At 29.5% G+C, this 24,529-nt stretch carries 27 protein-coding genes and 1 pseudogene; 5 read left to right on the forward strand and 23 right to left on the reverse strand.

All coding sequences use genetic code 11. The features are described 5' to 3' along the window. The first annotated feature begins 112 nt into the window (after positions 1-112). The 4 genes from CLCHR_RS07275 to CLCHR_RS07290 all read left to right on the forward strand — a co-directional run bounded on the left by CLCHR_RS07275 (position 113) and on the right by CLCHR_RS07290 (position 4,402). The gene (locus CLCHR_RS07275; RefSeq protein ID WP_079439036.1) at positions 113-1,471 is read left to right on the forward strand and encodes a Mur ligase family protein; all 1,359 of its coding nucleotides are present in this window, start codon (positions 113-115) and stop codon (positions 1,469-1,471) included. Positions 1,472-1,489: 18 nt separating this feature from the next. Then, positions 1,490-2,212, forward strand: a complete 723-nt coding sequence (locus CLCHR_RS07280) for a type 1 glutamine amidotransferase (protein WP_079439037.1) — start codon at positions 1,490-1,492, stop codon at positions 2,210-2,212. A 165-nt stretch (positions 2,213-2,377) separates the two neighbouring features. Further along, the gene (locus CLCHR_RS07285; RefSeq protein ID WP_079439038.1) at positions 2,378-3,694 is read left to right on the forward strand and encodes a D-alanyl-D-alanine carboxypeptidase family protein; all 1,317 of its coding nucleotides are present in this window, start codon (positions 2,378-2,380) and stop codon (positions 3,692-3,694) included. Between the two features lie 102 nt (positions 3,695-3,796). Next, positions 3,797-4,402 (forward strand): flavin reductase family protein, encoded by a 606-nt coding sequence (locus tag CLCHR_RS07290; protein WP_079439039.1) that lies wholly within the window; start codon positions 3,797-3,799, stop codon positions 4,400-4,402. 552 nt (positions 4,403-4,954) lie between these two features. On the opposite strand, the gene CLCHR_RS07295 is transcribed toward CLCHR_RS07290, so the two are convergent. From CLCHR_RS07295 to CLCHR_RS07330, 8 genes and pseudogenes are all read right to left on the reverse strand, one after another. After that, positions 4,955-5,473 (reverse strand): methyltransferase family protein, encoded by a 519-nt coding sequence (locus tag CLCHR_RS07295; RefSeq protein ID WP_079439040.1) that lies wholly within the window; start codon positions 5,471-5,473, stop codon positions 4,955-4,957. Positions 5,474-5,928: 455 nt separating this feature from the next. After that, positions 5,929-7,074 (reverse strand): hypothetical protein, encoded by a 1,146-nt coding sequence (locus CLCHR_RS07300; protein WP_079439041.1) that lies wholly within the window; start codon positions 7,072-7,074, stop codon positions 5,929-5,931. A gap of 194 nt (positions 7,075-7,268) precedes the next feature. Further along, a complete protein-coding gene (locus CLCHR_RS07305; protein WP_079439042.1) occupies positions 7,269-8,111 on the reverse strand; it encodes a YitT family protein in 843 nt (280 codons plus the stop codon). A gap of 473 nt (positions 8,112-8,584) precedes the next feature. Continuing rightward, a complete protein-coding gene (locus tag CLCHR_RS07310; RefSeq protein ID WP_079439043.1) occupies positions 8,585-9,307 on the reverse strand; it encodes an LrgB family protein in 723 nt (240 codons plus the stop codon). Positions 9,308-9,346: 39 nt separating this feature from the next. Next, positions 9,347-9,703, reverse strand: a complete 357-nt coding sequence (locus CLCHR_RS07315; RefSeq protein WP_079439044.1) for a CidA/LrgA family protein — start codon at positions 9,701-9,703, stop codon at positions 9,347-9,349. A gap of 313 nt (positions 9,704-10,016) precedes the next feature. Beyond that, a complete protein-coding gene (locus CLCHR_RS07320) occupies positions 10,017-10,847 on the reverse strand; it encodes an ABC transporter permease (RefSeq protein WP_079439045.1) in 831 nt (276 codons plus the stop codon). Next, a complete protein-coding gene (locus CLCHR_RS07325) occupies positions 10,840-11,607 on the reverse strand; it encodes an ABC transporter ATP-binding protein (protein WP_079439046.1) in 768 nt (255 codons plus the stop codon). Before CLCHR_RS07325 ends, CLCHR_RS07320 begins: the two co-directional genes overlap by 8 nt. A gap of 34 nt (positions 11,608-11,641) precedes the next feature. After that, a pseudogene (locus CLCHR_RS07330) lies at positions 11,642-12,109 on the reverse strand (ABC transporter substrate-binding protein); the annotation flags it as partial. 69 nt (positions 12,110-12,178) lie between these two features. Here CLCHR_RS07330 and CLCHR_RS25640 point away from each other — a divergent pair. Next, positions 12,179-12,574 (forward strand): helix-turn-helix domain-containing protein, encoded by a 396-nt coding sequence (locus CLCHR_RS25640; protein WP_169896774.1) that lies wholly within the window; start codon positions 12,179-12,181, stop codon positions 12,572-12,574. Positions 12,575-13,141: 567 nt separating this feature from the next. Here CLCHR_RS25640 and CLCHR_RS07340 read toward each other — a convergent pair. The 15 genes from CLCHR_RS07340 to CLCHR_RS07410 all read right to left on the reverse strand — a co-directional run bounded on the left by CLCHR_RS07340 (position 13,142) and on the right by CLCHR_RS07410 (position 24,529). After that, positions 13,142-13,993: a type II toxin-antitoxin system PemK/MazF family toxin gene (locus tag CLCHR_RS07340; RefSeq protein ID WP_079439049.1), complete on the reverse strand. Its 852-nt coding sequence runs from the start codon at positions 13,991-13,993 to the stop codon at positions 13,142-13,144. Between the two features lie 356 nt (positions 13,994-14,349). After that, positions 14,350-14,958: a transcriptional repressor LexA gene (lexA, locus tag CLCHR_RS07345; RefSeq protein WP_079439050.1), complete on the reverse strand. Its 609-nt coding sequence runs from the start codon at positions 14,956-14,958 to the stop codon at positions 14,350-14,352. Between the two features lie 29 nt (positions 14,959-14,987). Then, complete coding sequence (locus CLCHR_RS07350) at positions 14,988-15,569, reverse strand: hypothetical protein (RefSeq protein WP_079439051.1); 582 nt, start codon at positions 15,567-15,569, stop codon at positions 14,988-14,990. A 52-nt stretch (positions 15,570-15,621) separates the two neighbouring features. After that, positions 15,622-15,882, reverse strand: coding sequence for a hypothetical protein (locus CLCHR_RS07355; protein WP_079439052.1), 261 nt, complete (start codon positions 15,880-15,882; stop codon positions 15,622-15,624). Between the two features lie 218 nt (positions 15,883-16,100). Further along, the gene (locus CLCHR_RS07360) at positions 16,101-16,715 is read right to left on the reverse strand and encodes an Ltp family lipoprotein (RefSeq protein WP_079439053.1); all 615 of its coding nucleotides are present in this window, start codon (positions 16,713-16,715) and stop codon (positions 16,101-16,103) included. A 346-nt stretch (positions 16,716-17,061) separates the two neighbouring features. Continuing rightward, entirely contained in the window at positions 17,062-17,811 is a 750-nt protein-coding gene (locus CLCHR_RS07365) for an N-acetylmuramoyl-L-alanine amidase (RefSeq protein ID WP_079439054.1), read from the reverse strand. A 60-nt stretch (positions 17,812-17,871) separates the two neighbouring features. Further along, entirely contained in the window at positions 17,872-18,399 is a 528-nt protein-coding gene (locus CLCHR_RS07370) for a phage holin (RefSeq protein WP_079439055.1), read from the reverse strand. 18 nt (positions 18,400-18,417) lie between these two features. After that, positions 18,418-18,729: a hypothetical protein gene (locus CLCHR_RS07375; protein WP_079439056.1), complete on the reverse strand. Its 312-nt coding sequence runs from the start codon at positions 18,727-18,729 to the stop codon at positions 18,418-18,420. Positions 18,730-18,826: 97 nt separating this feature from the next. Next, a complete protein-coding gene (locus CLCHR_RS07380; RefSeq protein ID WP_079439057.1) occupies positions 18,827-19,027 on the reverse strand; it encodes a hypothetical protein in 201 nt (66 codons plus the stop codon). Between the two features lie 18 nt (positions 19,028-19,045). Next, a complete protein-coding gene (locus tag CLCHR_RS07385; protein WP_079439058.1) occupies positions 19,046-19,465 on the reverse strand; it encodes a hypothetical protein in 420 nt (139 codons plus the stop codon). 15 nt (positions 19,466-19,480) lie between these two features. Then, positions 19,481-21,046, reverse strand: coding sequence for an autotransporter outer membrane beta-barrel domain-containing protein (locus CLCHR_RS07390; RefSeq protein WP_079439059.1), 1,566 nt, complete (start codon positions 21,044-21,046; stop codon positions 19,481-19,483). A 21-nt stretch (positions 21,047-21,067) separates the two neighbouring features. Next, entirely contained in the window at positions 21,068-21,487 is a 420-nt protein-coding gene (locus CLCHR_RS07395; protein ID WP_079439060.1) for a phage tail fiber protein, read from the reverse strand. A gap of 11 nt (positions 21,488-21,498) precedes the next feature. Beyond that, complete coding sequence (locus tag CLCHR_RS07400) at positions 21,499-23,307, reverse strand: hypothetical protein (protein WP_079439061.1); 1,809 nt, start codon at positions 23,305-23,307, stop codon at positions 21,499-21,501. Between the two features lie 22 nt (positions 23,308-23,329). After that, positions 23,330-23,653: a hypothetical protein gene (locus CLCHR_RS07405; protein ID WP_079439062.1), complete on the reverse strand. Its 324-nt coding sequence runs from the start codon at positions 23,651-23,653 to the stop codon at positions 23,330-23,332. A gap of 3 nt (positions 23,654-23,656) precedes the next feature. Beyond that, positions 23,657-24,529: a phage tail-collar fiber domain-containing protein gene (locus CLCHR_RS07410; protein WP_079439063.1), complete on the reverse strand. Its 873-nt coding sequence runs from the start codon at positions 24,527-24,529 to the stop codon at positions 23,657-23,659.

Below are 24,529 nucleotides of genomic sequence, written 5' to 3' on the forward strand. Positions count from 1 at the left end.
ATACCTTGATTTTGTGCTATACTTAGTTTGATTATTTTTTGATTAATGTTATAAAAGTGATTAACAATAGTTTATTATGTTAATCATTGTTATATATAACTAAAATTGGGCGGTGAGTAAAATTAATATTAAGTCTATTTTAAGCATATTGTTATCAAAAATTACTGCTTTTGCTGCAAAGCATATCGTAAAAGGCGGTAGTAATTTCCCTGGTAAAATTGCATTAAAAATTGATAAATCGATCTTAAAAAAAGTTAGTAAAGGATATAAGGTAATTCTTGTAACTGGAACTAACGGGAAAACAACAACTACTAGTATGATCTATAATATCTTGAAAGAAAACAAATTTAATGTTATTACAAATAGTACTGGTGCAAACCTGTATCCTGGAATTGTAGCTTGTTTTGTTTCAAATTATTCTTTTTTCAAAAAGAAAGAAAATCCTTATGCCATAATAGAAGTTGACGAAGCCAACGTTAAATTTATTACAGAACACCTAACTCCTGAAATAATAACAGTAACTAACCTTTTCCGTGATCAATTAGATCGTTATGGGGAAGTGTATACTACTCTAGTTAAGATATTAGAAGGTGTAACAAAAGTTCCAGAATCTAAATTAGTTTTAAATGGAGATGAATCTTTACTTGGAAAATTAGATGTTAAAAATCCAGTAGTTTATTACGGTTTTAACACTCCTATAAAAGAAAATACGACCTTAGACTTAAATGCTGATGCAAAGTTCTGTAAATTTTGTAAAGCTCCTTATTCATATAACTTAGTTACATATAATCACTTGGGAGATTATTATTGTCCTAGCTGCGGTTATAAGCGTTCAGATTTAGCTTATGCTGTGAATACAATCTTTGACTTAACTCCTGAAAATTCTTCTGTTTTAATTAACGATACTGAAGTTTTCATAAGTCAATCAGGTGCTTATAATATTTATAATGCTTTATGTGCCTTTGCTATTACAAAAGAACTTGGTGTAGAAGATTCAGTAATTAAAACTTCTCTTCAAAATCAAAGTTCAAGTTTTGGTAGACAAGAGCAAATAACTATAGGAAATAAAGATATACAAATTATATTAGTTAAGAATCCTGCTGGATATAATCAAGCCCTCGACACTCTTGCCCTTAACCAAAATGAATTTTCAGCTGTCTTCATGTTAAATGATAATTATGCTGATGGTCGTGATGTTTCTTGGATATGGGATGTTGATTTTGAAAAAATCTCAACTCTTAAGATAGAGGATATTTTTGTTTCGGGTGTTAGAATGTACGATATGGCTGTTAGATTAAAAGTTGCTGGTTTAAATGTTGATAAATTTGTTTTACAAGAGGATTACGAGGAATTAACAAATAAAGTTAAGAATTCTGTCTCTAAAAAAATATATATACTTGCAACTTACACAGCAATGATTAATTATAGAAAGTATCTTCATTCAAAAGGCTATATTGAAAAGTTATGGTAATTATAGGAGGTGAAAATTATGGAATTAACAATTTGTCATTTATATCCTGATTTATTAAACGTATATGGTGATGTAGGTAATGTACTTATCTTAAAGCATAGAGCTGCTCTTAGAGGTATTGATGTAAATATAGTTAACTGCTCCTTAGGTGAAGATATTGACAAGGAAAATGTGGACATAATCTTCTTTGGTGGTGGTCAAGATTATGAACAATCTATTGTTTCTAATGATTTGGATGAAATTAAGAGAGATTCATTTACAAGTTATATTGAAGATGGTAAAGTTGTTCTTGCCATATGCGGTGGGTATCAGTTACTAGGCAAATACTATACTGCACCAAACGGCGAAAAGATAAATGGTCTTGGCATTCTAGACATTTATACTGAAGGTGGAGACAATAGATTTATTGGAAACACAGAAATATTTAATAAAGAGTTTGGCGAAACTTATGTTGGTTTCGAAAATCATTCAGGAAGAACTTATATAAACAACCATACTCCTCTTGGAAAATGCATTCACGGTTATGGAAACAATGGTGAAGATGGTAATGAAGGATGTATATATAAAAATACTTTTGGCTCATACTTTCATGGTTCTTTCCTTTCTAAGAATCCTGAATTCGCTGATAGACTTTTGACTTTAGCTTTAAAGAAGAAATATGGCGATGATGTAAAGCTTGAGCCTTTAAATGATGATTTTGAACTAAAAGCTAAAAGCTCGATTATTGAGAGATTAAAATAGCTCTAATTGATTACTTTAAATTGTCACATATTGTATGTAACTTTCAGTAATTGATTTATTGTTATAAGTTTACATAAGTGTTATACTAAAAATGTTTTAATATATAAGGCATGTCCAAAACAAGTGAATTTTAAATATGCCTAAATAGAAGTGGAGAGATTTGACTTGAATAAAAAATTAATATTAAAAGCTCTAGCATTAACTTTTTCTCTTTCTTTATTTAGTCCATTAACAATGGCAAGTTCTGCAGAAACTTCCAAATCAAAAACAGAAACATCTGCTCAGAGTTTACCTAATATTGTAGCTGAATCAGCTATAACTGTGGATTTAGAAACTGGAGAAGTAATATATAGTAAGGATGCTGACAGCAAAAGATACCCAGCCAGTACAACTAAGCTTTTAACAGGTTTATTGCTTTCTGAAAGCAAGCAGAAAACAGATCAGCTTGAATACACAAAGACAGCTAAAGAACAACCTGAATATTCTTTGAATCTAAACTATATGCATAATACTATGCAGCCTGGTGATAAGGTATTAGCAGATGACATAATGAAAGGATTGCTTTTATTCTCTGGTAATGATACTGCTTATGTAATCGCAGATAATGTTGCAGGGGACTCTAAGTCTTTTTCTGAATTAATGAATAAAAAGGCAAAAGAACTTGGAGCAAATAACAGTAACTTTATTACACCTAATGGATTGCATGATCCAAATCACTATACTACAGCTTACGACCTTTCATTAATTACAAAAGCTGCTTTTGCAAATGATTGGGAACGAGACACTATGGCACTTGAAAAAGCTCCAATAACACTAAAAAATTCTAAGATAATTTTAGAGAATAGAAATTTAACACTTGGTAAGAATGGTAATATTGGTGGTAAAACCGGAACTACTAATGAAGCCGGTGGATGCTTAGCTACTGTTTATGAACGAGATGGCAGAAAAATAATTGGTGTTGTACTAAAGAGTAGACAAATTGATAATGCTGATATGACAAAGTTTAACGATATGGATGCTATTATGAATTATAGCTATTCTGCTAACAAGGAAATTTATAAATCTAATGGCGAAAGCGTTGGAACTGCTGAAGTAAAATATAAACCTTTTGTTGTATTGGGACCTACAAAGACTATTGCTGTCCCAGTAAAGCTAACTCAAGATGTTAATTACTATAAAAATGACATAAATGATGAAGAGTCTAAGATAACTTTTAATGGTACTGATTCTAGTGCATGGGATTTGCTTTTTAATAAAAATACTAAGCTTACTTATAGCACAAGAAATCATAACGAAGAAGTCACTGGTACAGTAGCTCTTTCATTTGGTGATTTAATTAAAGATAATTTACTAATATATATATCTACAATAGTTATATTAGCTATCATTATTACTTTAGTTTTACTAATTAAAAACATGGCAGCTAATTCAAGACGTAGAAAGAAAAGAAGTTACTATAATCGTTCAAATAGAAGAAGATAACAATTACTTATTTTTATACAATTTATAAGGCATCTTCAAATAACTAGGCTGACTATTTCCTAATTATTCTTGAAGGTGCCTTTGTTTAAAGGAGCAATTAAGATGAATAAAGTCGATTTTAAAGGAAGTGTAATTTTAAATCCAGTACCCGTGGTTTTAATCACCTCTAAAAATAAAGCTGGTAAAACTAACGTTTTTACAGTTGGGTGGACTGGTACTATCAATACTAAACCCCCTATGCTTTATATTTCTATAAGACCTGAGAGATTGTCTTATGAATATATCAAAGAAACCATGGAATTTGTAGTAAATATGCCAAGTTCAGATTTAGTAAAAAAAGTAGACTATTGTGGCGTTAGATCAGGAAAGAAAAATGATAAGATAGCTGAAATGGGCTTTACTTTAAAAGAAAGTCATAACATTTCAACTCCATATATAGACGAATGCCCAGTAAATATTGAATGTAAAGTAACTAACATAGTTCCCCTTGGTACTCATGATATGTTTATAGCTGAAGTAGTTGGCTCTCACGTTAATGAAGATTTATTCGATGACAAAGGAAAAATTCACTTTGAAAATGCAAATATGATGTCTTACTGTCATGGCGAATATTTCCCACTAGCAAAGAAACCAATTGGTTCCTTTGGATTTTCAGTAATGAAAAAGAAAACAAAAAAACGCAGAAGACTTGAAAAGTCTTCTAAGTAAATGTACATACAGATATCTCATACGTAACTTAGGTTTATGAGATAAACTAACAGAAATAGAATGTACTCTGTTACTCGGTTGCTAGAAAAAATGGCTATGGATTTCTACCAGTAAAAGTTGCACCAGTCCTGCTTGCTCCTTAGGCAAGCTAATGACAAGCAGGACTGGAACAACTTTTACTGAAGAAATACCTATAGCCATTTTTTCAATGCAACACTGCGTAAAAGAGTACATTCTATTTCTGGAATGATATATCTCTAATCATAAATCAGATTAATAGTTTTAGTATCAATTATATGCCCAAGGTTTTACTTAGACTTATGTGATGACTTACCGAGATCAAATACATGACTGTAGTATGTATTGAAGATTTTAAGTAAAAGCTATGTTTTAATATAATGTTGAAATATAGCCTTTTAAGAATTATAGGCGGTATTGTCCACCTAAAATACTCAATATTAGAGATTTATGACATTTTAACTCTTCTCCTTGGTGAATAATATAAGAAGAACACAAACCATAAATTAAATAATAGAGTTATAGCATACCTATCTAAATATAACGCCTCACTTTATTCATATATTTTATATATTCTTCTCCGAATTTCTTAATACACCATCTTTCTTCTGAAAGAATAATCCAGTGTGTTGATACTTGAAAACCGATTAATAACCCAAGTAATATCAATGAATGTGTTAGCAATACACACCCTAAAAAATAAATAAAATATGCAATGTACATAGGATTGCGGGATACTCGGTATAATCCGCTTAAATTTATTCCATTCATTTTAGGCTTAGCATAATTTACTACAGATACAGCATATAAAATAATTCCTAAACTATATATTACTAAACCTATGTAAAACCAATCAGAGTCAGTTTTTATTTTGAGTAATAGTAGATATAGTAAAATAAGGACGGTTGTAATTTGATAAACCCAGAATGCTACTTTTTCTCTTCCGATTAATGGCGCAAAGAAACCCGCACGTTTAAGTGATTCTTTGTCTATTATACTTAAAATCCCATACCTAATAAGTATTAGTGGTATTACTGTCAAAAATGCATTCATTTTACCCCACCTTTTATTTTTTTGCTCTATAACATTTCTATTTTAGTTAGTTCGCCTTTCAAACTATTGTTCATTAGATTATAGTTCTGTATAACACTTATCATAACACAATTTACAAAATATTACATATATATTAGTTCTCTATTTTTTATTTTTTTTACTTTGGTATATGAATATACTACATTGCTTTGAAACATAGCCTGAGTAAATATAAACTTGAATCATCTCTTAAAAAATATATACCACATCAGAAAGAAAGACTAACTATTTTGCGCAGTGTTGCATTAAGAATAGGATTGAAGTATTTCTTCATTAGAAGTTGTTCCATTCTTGCTTGTCCTTAGTTTATCTAAGGAGCATGCAGGAATGGGTACAACTTCTAATGTTAGAAATACTCAATCCTATTCTCTAGCAACCGAGCAACATAGTTAGTCTTTCTTTCGACCGGTATACTTTTATAAAATAAAATGTTCTTCTAAGGCTTTAAGCATTTCGGGTTTGAATTTATCGTATTTATCTGCAATACTTACTTTTTCATTTATCTTGTTATATTTAACTAATGAAATATATACATTATCATTTTCATAAGAAAGTAAGTATCCTAATTCTGTGTTATAATTTAAATCAATTTCCTCGTAGTCACTTGAAGTTATTTGATATAAATTACTTTCTTTTTTCTCTAAAAGCACATATTTACGATTATTTTTTGTATCTTCACCACTTGTTTTAGCTGCAATTTTATTGCAGTATCTTTCGTCATTTAACGTTATAAATATGTTATCTTCATTATATCTTCCAAAAGGAACGTATAGATATTTTTTTTCTTTTAGGAAAGAAATCACATAATCTTTTATCTCTGATTTGGAGCCTTTATATTTTCTTCCATCTTTATTTATTGAATACATTAGGCTTGTATACTTTTCGTTCCAACTAAAATACTTACTTTCCCACTCTTCAAGGAATAGTAACAAATTTAAAAAATCTAATTCATTATACTTCTTTTTTACTAAATAGTCGTTCTTAAGTATGTTTTCTAAATATTTTTCTGTAGTATTATCTATAATTCCAGCTTGTCCTTGTTTGGTTAAGAAACGACTAAAATCATTCCCGTAATTCGTTGTTAATATGATTTTTAAAATAACTTTATTATATTTTAAAGATTTGTGTTCTTTGTTTTCAGTATTTACATTTGAAGCCCTATCACAATTATCTAAATACTCTTTAATTAAAGTTGAATCTTTTTGTACATAGCCTTCTTTTCTCAATCTCATTTGACTCAAATCTCTTTTTATGTACTCATCCATCAAATTATCTTGTCTATTTGCGTTTTTGGCTTTTATTGATGTAATTATGGGTATTATTTTTGATAATTTTTCTTCTAAAGCTTCTTCTACATTTGAAAGATAACTTTTAGGAAACTTTAAATCACATTTAGCATCTAACTCTTCCTTAAATTTATTAATTGCATTTATCTCTTCCATAATATCTAATTCTTTTTTTAATATAGTTTTTTCTTCAATTTCAGAAACAATTAATAATTTACTTTTTTCAAAAGCATACCCTAATCCATACGTTATAAGCAATTCATCTTCGTAAGCCATATCTACACCGTCTCCCACATTCTATAATAATTATATAAACCGCAATTAATTAATTATTCGTTCTCTACGATTTATCTACCTTACATAATTATAGTTTGCACTTGAGAGTATAATCAAGAAGTAAATATTGCTAAACCTCTTTGATAGTGCCATTCTTAATAGCACTCTTATATAATTGTATTTTTTATGAAATCTTAATTCTCTAAACTTTTAAAGCCCTTACCTAGAACTTCACTTGTTTCACTTACAGTAATAAAAGCCTCTGGGTCATTGTTTTTAATAAATTGCTTTAATTTAATAAACTGTCCTCTTTTCAATATAGTCAAAATAACACAATTTTCATTCCCAGTATATCCACCTTTTCCATAAAATACTGTACAGCCTTTATCTATATTGTTAATTATATAATCTGAAATAAGATGCTCATGATTAGTAAATACCATGACCTGCTTTGACATATTAAGTCCATCTATGAACTTATCAATTAAATTTCCTGTTAAGTATATACTTAATAGACCAAATAAAGCTAATTCGGTTCCAAAAGTGTACATTGCAAGCAATACAACAACAGAATCAGATATTAAAAGACTTTTACCGAAATCTATATTTGCATACTTGCTTAAGATCTTTGCTATAATACTTGTTCCTCCAGTTGTTGCATCTTGAGTAAGCATAATTGCAGTCCCCAATGCCAAAAGTACACTTCCAAAGATTGAAGCAAGCACTAAGTTATCTGTAAATGCCACTGGTGTATATATCTTTTCCATAACCGCTAAGGCAAAAGATAATCCAAAGGCTGCATATAAACTTTTAATTCCAAAACTTCCTCCAATAAGAGTAAATCCTAGTATAAATAATATGACATTACATACTATCATAACAATTCCTGTATCAAATCCAAGGATATGGTTAATTACTAATGCTAATCCGGATACTCCTCCAGAAGCTATTTTATTAGGAAAGAAAAAGAATTCAAATGCGACTACTACTAATGCTACCCCTATGGTTATAATTCCGTATTCTTTTAATTTTTTCATATGTACCTCCCCCATTTATTAAATTTATAAATAACTACAATTTCTAAGTATATTACTATTTTTTTCATATTTCAACATATATATGCCTCACTTTTAAAATATTTCACTAAAAAGATTAACTAATTCGAAAGATATAACTTACTGAAATAAGTAGCATACGTTTGTTCAAGTTTCTAAGGAATCACTACCACAAAAATTCCTTATGAAACATTCCACAAAAGTATGCTACTTATTTCTAGCTAGGTTATATTTCAAAGCATATATTTATATGTTTGGTCCAAATACCACTCCCATTATTCCTGTAAATATAATAACACCAAATATAACTGCTTTATGTCAATAAATATATCAATACCAGAAAGGGAGTAGACTCTTTTATGCAGTGTTGCATTTAGAATAGTTCTATAGCAACCGAAATAACAGAGTCTACTCCCTTGCGGTAAGTTATCACATAAACTTAAGTTTCATGTTATTTATCTATACATAATAAAAGTATGATAAATAAATACTGCTAAATTATACGCTGCTGGAGCAATGATTACTGTCATGATTCCAGCTATGCCGATAGAAAGGCTGCTCATAGCCCCTTCTACTTCTCCGAGCTCTAATGCTTTGCTTGTTCCAACTGCATGGGCTGCAGTCCCTATTGAAACGCCTACTGCAACTTTATCTTTTATCTTAAATATTTTGCATATGGTTGGTCCAAATACAGCTCCAATTATTCCTGTAAATATAATAGCAAGAACTGTTATTGGCACTAATCCACCTAATTGATTACTTATTGATATTCCTATAGGTGTTGTTACTGATTTAGGGACTAATGATTTTATTATGCTTGCATCTAATCCTATTAAATGTGATATTCCAATTATAGAGAAAATTCCTACAACACTTCCTATAAATATTCCACTCAAAATAGCCTTTGCATTCTTTTTAAGCAAATCAAGCTGCCTATATAAAGGTACCGCAAGTACTACCGTTGAAGGTCCAAGAAACATATTTATGAACTGACCACCTTTGTTATATGTATTAAAATCTATATGAAATGCCAATAAAATTCCAATTACTATTACTATTGCAACAAGCAGTGGGTTTAAAATAGGTACTCTTGTATATCTATTAATAAATATCCCTATTTCAAAGGCAGCTAATGAAATTACTAAACCAAATAAAACATTATTTGTTATTATATCCATATATATCACCTCACGTATGAAAAATTCTTGTAGACTAAATTAAATATTTTTATTTTTTTTCTTAGAAATAATTTGTACTACAACTCCTGTTGTTCCAATTATTATAATGGTCGTTAGTAAACATACCACAAGAAGCTGCCACCAAGTTGCCTTTATTATTCCAATTGAAGCCATAAGCCCTACACCTGCTGGAATAAAAAAGAATGCTAGATGATCTAATAAAAAATTTGTCACATTAGAAATATTCTCTACTTTAACTACTTTTGTGTACAATAAAATAAATAATATTATCATTCCTAGGATATTCCCTGGTATTGGCAAATGGAGCAATGAAGATAATAATTCCCCAAACAAATAAATTCCAAGTATAATTAATGCCTCTCTAAATAATTTCAACTTTATCATCCTCCATTATTCGAGTTTTTTCATGTTATTCCTATACAAATTAATTTACCACTATTAATCCCATAAGTAAAACGTCTTTTCTACTAAAGTAAAGGTTACCTTTTGGACAAATATCCTTATCTTGGCGTATTTTTAGCATTAAACATTAAATATAAATATAAAACTAGGGCTTATCTTAAAAATGAAGTTTTCTACAATATATTTTGTTCTGATCTATAACAAAATATATTGAATCCATTTTAGAAAGCCCTAGTTATAAATATCATTTTTTCATCATGATATTAAATATAAACCTCAAGTCTTTTTAGCTCTTGTCCTTTACCAGTCTCTTTTCTACTAATGAAACTACTTCGTACATAATAAAGGCAATTATAGAAAGTATGACTATACTCATCATAACCATATCTAACTGAGCTACTTGTCCTCCATATACTATTAAGAATCCAAGTCCGTTCTTAGCTACCAAAAACTCACCCATGATTACGCCTACCCAGGATAATCCAACATTAATTTTCAAAGCTGAGATAAATATTGGAATCGAATATGGGAAAATTAAATACCTCAGAATTTGTATCTTTGAAGCTCTAAATGTGTTCATAAGCATAATCTTTTCTTTATCAATCTCGTTGAAGCCACTTAATACACCAATAATTGTGGTTATAACTGATATCAATAGTGCAATAACAATTATTGCTGGCATTCCGTTCCCAATCCAGAAAATTATAATTGGTGCTAAAGCAACTTTAGGAAGTGCATTTAATACTACTAAATATGGATCCAATATTTTTGATATCATTGGAGACCACCATAGTATTATTGCAATTAATACACCTAGAATCGTTCCTAAAGAAAATCCTAAAATAGTCTCATAACAAGTTACACCTATATGCTTAAATAAACTTCCATCTTCATATAAAGATACAAATGATTTAATTACTCTTGCAGGGCTTGAGGTCAAAAACGGATCAATCCATTTTTGATTTGCAGCTATTTGCCATAGAGCTATAAAACTTACTAGTATAAGAATTCTAGTAATTACAATTCTTCTTTTAGTACTCTTTATTTTTCTTAAGTATTCCTCATGTTCTTTAGAAACTAGATCTGCTTCTTTTACTTTTTCGTGACTTTTAGTCATTTCCCTGATTCAACTCCTTCCATAATCTATTGAAGTAATCGCTAAACTCAGGAGCTTTTCTCTTTTGAAATGGAGTTAAATCATCTTCTGCAAAGTTCATAGGTACTTCTACTTTTACCTTAGATGGTCTTTTAGATAACACTATTACTTTCTCTGATAAAGAAATAGCTTCTGCAATATCATGAGTAACCATTACTGCTGTCTTCTTTTCTGACTTTATTATTTTGTGAACATCATCACATACTAAAAGACGTGACTGATAATCTAAAGCAGAAAATGGTTCATCTAGAAAAAGTACATCCGGATTTAATGCTAAAGTTCTTATAAGGGCAACCCTCTGCCTCATTCCTCCTGAAAGTTCACTTGGGTAATGATTTTTAAACCTTCTTAATCCATAAGAGTCAAGTAATTCACTTACTCTTTCCTTTGATTCATTATTTAATTGTTTCTTTATTTTTAATCCGAGAATAACGTTCTCCCAAACAGTATACCACTCAAAAAGATGGTCTTTTTGAAACATATACCCTATTTTATCTAAGTTCTTTTTAATATCTTCACCTTTATATAATACGTGACCATTTGAAGACTCTAATAATCCGCTCATTATATTAAGCAAAGTAGATTTTCCACATCCTGATGGTCCTAAAATAGAAATAAACTCACCATCATTCACCTCAAAATTAACATCATTTAAAGCTTGAGTTTCTCCCTTAATTGAATGATAATTCATAAATATATTCGATATTTGTAACAAACTCAAATGCAATCACCACCTTTTCATCTTTATGTTATTGCTATTTAGCTGCCTTCTCAGCATAAGAATTATCTACTATCTTACTAAATTCAGGTCTTTGTGGCATTAAACTTGCATCATAATCTGAAATTATATCCATAAGTCTATTTAAATTTTCTTGTTTGATATCTGGTGTATGAGCTATTGCATCAATCTTCTTATAATTATCGATAACTGTCATAATTGTAGTCTTATCTGTTCCTGGAAAATATTCAATTATGCTATCTGCAACTTCTTCTGTACTATGGCTAAAGAACCACTCTTGTCCCTTATAAATCGCATTAGTAAATCCTTGAATAACCTGTGGGTTCTTATCCATATATGATTTTGTACTGAAAAAACAAGTATATGGAATTAAACCTGATTCTTCTCCAACTGATGCAAGAATATTTCCTGTTCCTTCTTTTTGAAGAGTAGATGCTGTTGGTTCAAAAAGTGCTACATAGTCTCCAGTACCACCTTTAAATGCTCGGTACATAAAAAGACGATATTAGATAATTACATTTTACAAATTGATTTAAGAAATGAATTTAAAGAATTGCCTGCTAGTACTATATCAGAAAATTTAATCAGGCTTAGAAAGTTATATAATATAACTCAAAAAGATTTATCACTTGCTACTAAAATTAATAAATCCAATATATCCAAATATGAACGTGGAGAATTATTTCCCACTTGTGAAAACTCAAAAAGACTAGCTATTTTCTTTAATATTGGAAGCAAGTACTTTTTTGATAGTTATTTAGAATCTATAGATAACTTTCAACAATATTTATCCACCTTACTTTATAAAAACATCCACATTAGTAAGAGTAAGCTGTGTAAATTGCTAGGTATATCCAAAGGAACTTTATATAGGTATTATTATCAAAATGATATACCTTCTAGAAATTTATTTATTAAAATCGAGAAATATATTAATGAAAAGTTATGATAAAGTTTACTGTATCGTTAAACATGTTAATGACTCTGATGCTAAAAACAAAGTTACAAGCACTATTGTTTACGATATCTGGCATTATTATTTCTTTCTTCGAAACGGCCGCTATTACGTAAAATCAAAACATGGAAATTCTAACACAAGATTATACTGATTTTTTTATATTTAAATATCAACAAGATAATAAAAACTAGAATAGCTGCAAAGTTTCTTAATCTCTACTTTTTACAATTTATAAACCTCTTTCATATAAGTACCCACGATTTCTGGATTAGTTAATTTAACATTTATATGGATTTTACTTGATTTATATAAATTTAAAACTTTTATGTGAAAAGTGTGGGGCATGCATTAAACTAGATTAACTAGATTTATCGCAAAAAATTTATTCTGTTTTAAAACATATTCATATCTAAGTTTTTATATAAATTAGCTATTATTTTTAATAACCCAAAAGAACCACACTATATAGTGTGGTTCTTCTTTTTTAATTTAAATTTATTTTTTAGTCGCCGCTAAACGGCATTGTTTTTTATCATTAATATTATATGAAACCTTGTCTTATTTGTCAATACTGAAAATATATAATTCTTTAATTTTAGAATTTACTTTATTTAATTGTTCTGGGGATAATCTTATCCCATCTAATACATCTGAACTGTATTTAGGATCAAATATTCTCATTTTGCTAATTGTTGTAATCTGACCAACAAGAGCCTTTGTCCCTAAGTTCATTCTTTCAAATTCTTTTAATATTTTTTCTGCATACTTTATTTTCATTTTATTTTTATTTATCTCAATCGTCGACAGCTCAAGCTCAAGTTTTTCATTTAAACTATTCAGGTTCTTTTGTATCGCAAGTATAGCGTCCTCATCAACAACTTCCCCAGCACTTTTCTTATTCTTTATTATTTCTAATTGTACTGCTTGCTTGTCTATTTCTTGTTCTACTTCTGTAAGCATGTTTTGTAATTTTTCATTTTCCTCTTTAATTGTTTCTATTGCTAAATTAAGTTTATTTTCTACCAAAATATTTAATTCATTCCCTAAAGACACATCATATTTAGATAAATTATCTTCTGCTTTTTCAGTGCTAAGTGGTACTACAGTCACTACTCCAGAAGCTTGTGAATTATCATTATCTATAACTAGTGCATAGTGTAATCCTCCCTCCTCATTACCTATATTAAATCCAAAATTTACTTTTATTACATCTCCTCTAGCATACTCCTTTAATTTCTTAGGTGAAAATTTCTCTTCGAAATTTAGATATTTTATATAGTCTCTTATCCAATAAGTTACCAATTCTGCTTTCTTACGAGCTCTATCATCTTTGTTACATATATTTTTTAAGTTATTCTTAAATTTTTCTATTTCCTGTTCTACAAAATCTAGCGTTTGCTTTTTATCCATTTTTTCCCCCTTTTTTGATACTATTCTATCATATATTTCACTTTCAAACAAACTCACCAAAACAGCATGTTTTCAGGGAGTAAATCTAAATTACCCGTAAATAATTACCTAAAAATACCTCCTTATGAATTTGAAGTCTTGTCCAAAAAAATATATTGAGTCATTTTTCTTAATTGTAAGTTTGTTATGAATATATTTGAATATGAGTTAAAAAGCATCGATAAAATGAATATTAAAATTTGCATATTTATTATCATGTTATAATTCAGGAATCTCTTATCTTACTCTCTACTAAATAAATAAAAGCAAGGGTCAACTAATTATTTCCCTTACTCTTAATATTAATAAATAGTATTTTATTTAAACGATCTAAATATCCCCACTAACTTACCAATTATTTTGCAATCATATACTAATATAGGTTCCATTGTATCATTTTCAGGTTGAAGTCGTATGCAATCTTTTTCTTTGAAGAATCTTTTTATAGTAGCAGAATCCTCTATTAAAGCAGCTACTATATCTCCATTTCTAGCATTATCAGCTTTTTCTATTATAGCTAAGTCATTGTCTCTAATACCTGCATTAACCATACTCTCTCCATATACTCTAAGCATAAATAGTTCTCTATCATGCTTTATATAGTCTAATGGTAGCTGAAAAGTATCTTCAATGTTTTCTTCAGCCAGTATTGGAGTGCCAGCTGTAATAGTTCCTATAATCGGAATTGATATTATTTCTTTTTTATGTATTGATAATGCTGATATTTCTAGGGCTCTTGGTTTTGATGGATCTCTTTTAACCATACCCTTTCTCTCCAGTCTCTTTAAATGACTATAAACTGTCGAAGTTGAGCGCAATGAAACAGCTTCGCATATTTCTCTTATTGATGGTGGATAACCTTTATTTTCTGTATATGTCTTAAGATATTCATATATTTCTGATTGTTTAGTCATTATTTCTCTCATAACACTCATCCCCTTTTGTTATTTTATTTCTAAGTGTGCCATGTTCCACACGTCTTACATCCACTACCTAATCCATGTATGCTACCACCATATGAATATCTATTAGCTACAGCTTCGTTATTACATATTGGACATATATAGGTAACTGTGCCTTCTGAAATTCCTGCTTCTTCAAAAGCTTTTTGTTCTGCCCAAAAACACTTCATCATTTCATCTATAATCTTATTGGTAGGATGTTGAGGGTTTGTACATGTAATATGTTCCCCTAACTTACATTCAATACAACTAGACTGATACTTTATTGTATTATCATAATCCTTTTGATATAAACAATAAATTCCATCGCACTTATTATCATAAAAATCAAACAAATTTTTATAGGATTCCTTACATAAATAGTATTGATATGATTCCTCTTTATACTCATCATATAATCTATATTTAGGTAAGCAAATATCACTCAAATCTTCATCTACAATCACATCCTCTAAAATTATGTCTTCTTTTAATCCCTCTTCAATAAGTGCATCATCATAAAACTTTTTAACTTTGTGATGTCCACAAGTTTCACTTTTATCGCAATTAGTTGCGACACATCTAGAGTTCTCCATAAAATCCTCTCCCCTTACAAAACATTAATTAGTAAATAAGTTATATACAAAATCAAATCTTCCAAAGTATCCATCGACAATTCTCTATGTCATATTTGATTTCAAACAATTTCTCTACACTATCTACCACAGCAGTACATTTATAAACCCATATTCTGTTACCACAGAGTTTTTCAATATCTGTGCTTATAATTTTAGCTATTTTAATAACTTTTAATTTTTTATTTTCTTCAATTCTGAATCTTATAGGATTTATATTTCCATCATCTTTAAAATGAGCAATCATTTCAATTTCTTTAGCGACAACTTTCATAATATACCCCCTCATACACGAACATATATTCTATTTTTATATCATAACAAACATATGTTCCCTTGTAAAGATTTCAAAAGAATATTTGGAATATAATAAAAGCTAGAATATTTAATCCTAGCTTTAACCCTATTAATATTTTTGCTTTTTTTAAACTTGGCAATATCCAAACATCATCAGCCATACTTGCTATTTGTTGCTCAAATACTTGCTTATTTCTAATTTTCTAAATTGTTTATAGCGTATTGTGCTTCTTCTTCAGTAAATTTTTCACCTGCATCAGACACTAATTGGTCATGTATAGCGCTTCTGGACATATTCATTGTACTTTGATATGTCTTGGCTTTAGCTAACGCATTCTTTTTCCAATCTGCTTTTACATTATCTACAGCATACTGTGCAGCTTCTTTAGGAAATTTTTCTCCAGCTTCTGATGTTAATTGCGCATATAAGCTTTTTTTAGATAAATTCATTTTGTTAGCATAAACATCAGCTTTTTTTAATGCTGATTGATATTCCTTAGGTACATTATCTTTTGTATCCTTTGCAGTATCCTTTGTTGTATCTTTTGCTTTATCTTGGCTGTCATTTGACTTAGATGTATCTTTAGAAGTGTCTGTAGTTGTTGCAGTTGAACTTGATGCAGTATCCTTTAAATTATCGTTTTTCTTACTTCCACTAGATGCTGCTATTATAATTACTATTAAGGCTATAAGTATAAACCACCATCTTAAATAAAATGGTTTTTTATTCTTTGCCCCACAGCTTGGACACGTTTTGGCGCTTTTAGCAATTTCTTTCCCACAAGCTTTGCAATTTGTCATTTTTGACATTAATATTCCCCCTTAATTGTTATGTATATATTAAATTGTATACATTTTGGAAAACTTGTCAAATATAATTATTATATGAAATTTGTGAGGTATATAACTATGCGATTCATTAGAATAGGTTTAATTGTTTTTCTGTCACTTTTACTTGCTGGGCAATTAATTATAATATTCTTTTAATATTTGAATAATTCTACAGATAATGCCTATAATAAAAATATAGACATGATTCCCAAATAGAAATAGTATTTTATTGATCATCCAAATACTATTTCTATTTTTATGCAAAAAAATAAAGGCCACAGGATTATTCCCATTCCCTTTGATACTCTTGTTATTAAATTATTTATTACTTTTCTATTGAATAGAACCAACTACCTAAAATATTTTTCAATTTATTACACTTCTCTATAGGTAAAGTTTGAGTTTCAATCCAAACACCTTTTTCATTCCCTCTGAAGTAACATTTTACATCATTAAAGTATCCTAAAACATAGTCAGCATCTACTCCATTAAATGAGTTATTGCCATGATACCCATTAGGTAAGTATTGAGTTACTACGTAACCATATTCTTGTATAGTTTCTAAACTAGATATTGTTTCTCCTGTAATTGCTTCAACTATTGCATTTGATATTTTTTCAGCGTTGAATTTATCACAGTCACCCTGATTAGTTACAAATCCCATCTCTAGTAATAAAGCAGGAGCATTAGTAGATCTTAATACATAAAAACTAGCTTCTTTCCATCCACGATTGTAATAATTACAACTATCAGCAACTTTATTAACTATATTGCTTGCAATTGCTTTAGCACTAGAATTAGCAGTTGTATAAACTGTAACACCATTTGCTCCTGGATTTGTAAAACTATCCATATGCAAAGATATAAATAAATCTAAAGTTTGTGCATTTGCTAACGCTACTCTATTTGATAATTCATTTACATTTGTATCATAAGTACAATTTACAACTGTATGCCCTAATGTTTTCAATTTCTCTATTAATAATTTCCCAACTGCTCTATTACCATCTGTTTCTGACATAATTCCAAAAGCACCACAATTAAATGGATGCCCCATATCTATTCCTATAACCATTTTTATCACTTCTTTCTTTATATAATAAAATAAAGAGTAACCATAAAGGCCACTCAAAAATTAAGATTGTACTAAATTTCCATTCGCTACTGCTTGAATTGTTTGTATCTGTACTTTTAATGCATCTCTTTCAACTTGTAGTGCTGCTACTTCTACAGTTTGATTAAGAGTTGCATCTGTTGAACTAACTTGCACATTAGTTAAAATTTGGTCACTTTCATTAGTTTCGCTTTCTTTATCACTTGAAGTTGCTTCGCTAACTGCTAAACTATCTTGACTATTTTCTGAAATAATTGAATTAACAGCTGTTGTTGAACCTTCTACTTTTACTTCTTCTGCTGAATTTATTGCTTGTACTGTTGTATCCGCAACAACTTGGTCTGAAACTCCTTTTGTACTAGTATCAACTGTAATTCCTAACATTGTTAATATCGCAAACACTTGCAAAATTATATCTCCATAATTGGTTGGTATAAAATTAGCTAATACATCTAATTTGCAAAGTTTTAAAAATACTATTACTGCACTAATCATTGCAATCCACCAATATTGATTTTTAATTCTAGATCTTAAATTCATAATAAACATTTTTACATTCCACCTTTTCTATTTTTTAATTAAATAAGTTACTGCTGCAGTAGCTACTACAACAATAATTGTTTTTATTAATTCATTCCAATTTTGACCTGGTTTACTTTCTAATGCTTCTAATTTGTTAGCTATTATTTTTATACTATCTTTTATTTCATTAAGCATTTTAAATAGAGATTTAGTTCTATCTTCATTAACTGCTGAATTCCTTTCTGTTTCTGCCACTTTATCCTGTAATATCTCACATTTTTCTTCAAGCTTTGAAACTCTTTCATCTACTTTTTCAAGCATTTTTGCTTGTACACAATTACTGCAATTCTCACTCATGATCCACCACCTATTTCAAATTCAAAAAAACAAGCAATAAAAAAACACCCTAATTGGTGCTAATTAATTTCCTATTTTACTTCTAATATATAATTGTTTACTTAGTAGTAGTTTTAGATTGAATTAATTCATTAAGTTCACTTGATTGCTCTAATGTTATTTTATTTCCTGCAACAAAAGCATCTATTGTTTCTATTACATTTTCCTTATCTGCTTCTAGAGTTCCTTCTGCTGCCTCTGCATTGATTCTATTTGTTAATATTTTTGCTAATCTTAATTGAGTTGCTGTTGCTATCATATTACATACTCCCTTTCATTAATTTAATAATTTATCTAATTCTGATTGTATAATTAAATCTTCTATTTTAGATATCAATTCAGTATTGTCGTTTGATAAATAATCTGATATATCTGAAACTCTAGTATTTAAATCTTTAATATTTTGAGTTTGTTGCTCAATAGACTTCAACTCTTCTTCAGTATAATATACTGGAACGAATACTTTATTATCTACATCTACAGAATATGATTTTATATTCTTAAATGTATTTACTAATGTACCATATTCTAATTCTACGAAATCTATTTCATCTATATCATGAGTTTTTAATTTATCATGAGTTTGCATGTCTTGTTCCTTAGTTGTAGATTCTACACAACCTTGCATTTCTGAAGTGATAGCTAATACCTCTCCAGTTTTTATTAAATAATAAATTTTTGCTGCTATTTGATTCATAATTTATTTTCTCCTTTATATCTTTATCGCAACCCAGCTATAGGTTGCACCAAATTGGCTTGTATCTAATTTTAACGACACAACATTTGAATTAACTGTAAGAGTTGCTCTAGATGTACCAGGAGTGCTAGTATCGCGTAAAGAAGAAGTAGTGCCCCCAAATGTAGATGCCCATATAGTTTTAGCTCCAGACCAACTTGATTGATAGTACACTATAACTACCGTAGGAACAAATGATAATGTTACACTTTGAACCGTATAGTCCCCTGTCGTTAATACAAATGTTCCAGAGGCTGACGAATGACCCCCTAATGTTTCAATAGTTGCTGACCCTGTTAATCCTGCTATAGTAACGCCATTCAATATATTACCTGCATTGAAATTAGCATCATCATAAAATACTCCTTGCAGACCATTGTTTCCAGCACCATTATAGTAACCGTCTGGAATAGCTAAATGAATTCTCCCATCAACTGAAGCAATACCTAATGAAGCTCTTCTCCATCCAGCAAATTCTTCATCTCCCATTAGTGGGATAGTTCCATCAATCTTAATTCCATTTACATAAGCACTAGCACCACTTAGTATTTGTGCTGCTGTTGCTAGTGCATCCGATGTATCTACTACACTTGCTTTACCACTAACACCATTTATTTTTACTCCGCTTTTAATATTTCCTGTGACTAAATTAGTTAAATCTAATGTACCAGTAACCTGTCCACTATCTACTGTTGCCTTTTTGCCAAGCAATATTTGAGCTGCTGTTGCATCTCCACCACCCCCTTTACCCAACACAATAAAATTTGTTCCATTGTAACATAAATGATAAGGCAATCCAGCTTTTAATCCTCCACTAACTATAGGATTTCCTAATGTATCTAAAATTGTTTTAGCACCCAGCCCATTAATATTTAAAGTACTTGCACCTGTACTTGAATTACCTATTTTAACACGAACTGTTAATCCATCTGCGTATGCTGTTATGTCACTATTAGTAATTGTGTAAGCATTGGTTCCACTTGTACTTCCGCAATTATATATTCTGTCATTATTCAATTCTGACAAGGATGAAGCTATTTTTTCTCCACCAAATTGAGATACTAGGCCTGCAATAGCTCTTACATCTGTTATATTAGCTGATGTTATTGAAGTTGCGTTAGCATTTACTCTTACTTGAGCTAAAGCTATACCGACAAATCCTGTTGGAAGTGCAGGTACTGAAGGTGATGCAGCTGCAGTACCTTTTATTACTTTAAGCTGTGGTACATATGGATTAACTGTTGTATCAATTACTATTACAACCAGGTCTATTCTTGGATTTGTTGTATCTGCTGCAGATATGCCTAGTGTTGCTAACGAATCGTTAAATACTCTATAACCATTTGGTAGCCATGCATTTCCTCCAGTTTGTCCTTGCGCTGCTCCAGATACAGTTATATTCATGGATGCAGTAGCTGTTTGAGCAACAACTAAATCACCGGAAGATAATACTCCTGGTGATATCCAATCTGCATCTCTTTGCATCATGTCTGCTGGAGTATACCCAGTACCCCCAGCGTAATAGGTTGCATTTACTGTCATTTATATTCCCCCTTTGTATGATTAGTTAATAGTAATAGTTAAACTACCTGCAGCAAATGATAATGTAGCACCACTACTTGCAACAACTTGAGGATTATTAAGTGCTGCAAACCCTAAAATATTTCCTCCTGTTGCTGTATCGCTAAAAAATAGATATCCTAATTGAGCTGCTGCTAACCACGATCCAGTTGAAGTAGGGAAATTAATTGCTACACCATTACTTTTATTATTACTTGATGTTGTTGGAAAATTTGTCGTGTTGTTTGCAACTGATGCTCTTGCATATCCATTTGTTCCTATAGCTGGTTCTGTAATATTACCACCTGCAACTGTAGGGAGTGTTGAAGATAATCCAATATAAATTGTAGTTGGCGGTGTAAAATTAACTGCTCCAAATATTTCATTAACCAACGCATCTGCTAAATATGTTGTAAATGCCATTATAGTACCTCCTAGAATTTTATTATTTTTATTTCATTTGTGAATTTTGAAATTTCTTTATTAATCACTAATTGTTTTAAACTTGTTATATTCTTAGTAAAAGTAACTTTTTCATATATATTTTGGATTGTTACATCCTTATAATAAGAAAAAGATTTTATACTTAATTTTTCATTTGTATTTAACAATTCAGATTCCCTTATATCACTTATAAGTGTTTTTTCAGTTATATTATTCAAAAATACATTTTCTTTATGATCAATGAACTTATAACTAAACGTATTTGATTTTTTAAATTCGGATATATCTTTAAGGTTTATTATGAATTTGACTTCAAATGCAATAAAATACAAATAGGAAACTACTGCATTAAAATTAGAATTAGACACAATGTTTCCCTTTAATAATAGATTGCTTTTTATAGCTCCACTGATACTTGAGTTTTCAAAAACTGTTCCGACTAATTTATTGTTTATTGATATATTTCCATTTATTGAAGCTGCACTTATAATACTTCCAGATAGTTGTGTAGTATCAGTTATTACATCGTTAATTCCAAAACTTACATTCATCGAACTAACTATAGATATTACACTTGATATTTGTCCATGTATGATTGTCAATGCTTCAACTTCAGATTCAATTAAAGATCTAATATTCCCATGAACTATTGAGTTAATCAAATCGCTACTACTAATGCTAGCAATATTCTTTATTCCTTTTTCAAAATTAAATGGAAATTCTAATGGAAATTCTAATAATTCATTAAAATTAATAAAAGTTTCTGATTCAACTATACTTTCAATAACATTCCAAGTATCACCTTGAATAGTTACTAATGAATTGAAATCAGCGTTTTCTACTAGCGAATTTCTTATTGAACCATTTATATTACTATTTACAGCAACTCTTCCTAATAGCTCAAGTTTTTCAATAATCTCAGAATCTTCAATATTAAAATCAGAACTAATTGCATAACTTTTTAGTATTGCTGATTGAATTAAATTTGCTGAAACATTCGAAACACTTCTTAAGCTATTTGATATAGCATAGTTGCAGGTAATTTCACCACTAATTACTGAATTACCTTTCAAGTTAGCAATAATTAGATTAGTAATTCTATTATTAATTATTGATGAATTAGATGATATGTCATCGCTACTTAAATTTATATCATTATGCAATCCATTAAGAAAATTAAACGGAAAAGTTAATGGAAATTCTAGTTCCTTAAGTATCTCAATTTCAGAAACTTGAAGTAAATCGCAATCTATTAAATTAATTAAATTTCCATTTATACTCGTATTACTATTAACTGTACTCTCAAGCTCAATATAATTTGAGCTTAAAATTGCTATAGATGTATTTGCAATTATATTAGTTATAAGTTTAAACATTGAAGTTGGAATTCCAGTTATATTTGAAGTAGGACTAATAACTGCAGGTGATATCAATTGTCGTTCAGATACCGAAACACTAATCAATGAATCACCTTCAATATTAGAATTAATTGCAACAGTATTTATTAAGTTTGAATCAATATCTACTGAATCAATTAATCCATTTGAAGCTAAATTTGAATTATTCTTTATAGATCCACTAATATTTGAATTTGATATAAATGTACTTTTGATAGGAGTAATTAATAATAAAGATCCACTAACTGTTGTATTACTTATAATATTTGATGTTTCATTATAACTAATATTTGAACTTTCAATAGTGAATTTAAGTGGAAAATTAACTGGAAAATTGAATTTGGCAGATTTTTGAGTTATTGAAGAATAACTTGTTAACGAACTTGAAATATTAGTTGCCATTCACATTCCCTCCAGTTAATATTTATATCAATGATTTCATAATGTTTATTGAACCTGTCAAAACAATAGATGATTCTCCAGATGATGTTGTAACTCTTGCCATATGTTTATAATTACCCTCAAGATTTTTTGTGTCTTGAGCTAACACTGATATCGTAAATTGACCACTTGTAGGATTTGTAATTTTAATTCCATTTCCTACTTCTTTTGATAATATAGCCGAATCCTTATTATCTATTAATACCCATTTAATAGTTGCTGAATTTAAATTAATTGCATTATTATTTTCATCTGTCACACTAATAACTAAATTTCTACTATCACCCGAATAAAATGAAATATCCATATATTACACCCCCATTATCAATGCTGATACATACACTTGATTAGCTAAATTAGCAGTTATATTTACATCAATTGGAGTATTTTTCAAAGCATTTACACATAATTGCCTTAAAAAATGATTTCCTATTGTATATGATTGAACCCCTGAGCTATTAGGGAAATATAATCCATTTCTTTCAGGTATCATCATTTTAGTTTGAACTCCTGCTGTATCGGTATAAGTTATACTGACAGTTATATTAGATGCTGCAAGTACTCTTAAGTAAACGTCTATTTTAAAATTTCCTTGTTGAGCAGGTGTAAATAAAAGTATTTTTGTAGCTGATGTAGTTGTTAATTTGACCTCACTAATAGAGCTTGAATTAATTTTGGCATCAGCATATTGCTTAGCCTGAGTTAGAGCATTGTTAACATCTATTGGGGTTGCATAAACAAGTGATTGGTCTATAGTTGCTGAAACATTCGCAGCGTTTCCAACTAATAGATTTATATCTATACTTTTTTCTATAACATCAGTGCTCCCATTAGCTGGAATAAATTCAGCATTAGTACCTGCATTTCCATAACAGTATAATATTTCTCCTAAATCTGGATCAGTAGCAAATATTCCAATCTCCCTAAAATAAAATCCTGTAGTTATATTTTGATTTGATATTGTGAAACCAATCACTGCTTTACCTGTTGGCAATACCTTAAGTTTTGTTATAGAAATATCTTTAATCTTATTTTTCAAAGCAGTTAAACTTGATATAGAACTACTCCCCAATGCTCCATCCCCGATAGATACTTTTGTATAATTCAATTGCTTGCCTGCTTGCGCCTTTGTTAAAAGGTTTTTCCCTAAATCGGTTAAAACTAACCCTCCAAAGTAACTCAT

The organism is Clostridium chromiireducens, assembly GCF_002029255.1.
GTDB classification, from domain to species: domain Bacteria; phylum Bacillota; class Clostridia; order Clostridiales; family Clostridiaceae; genus Clostridium; species Clostridium chromiireducens.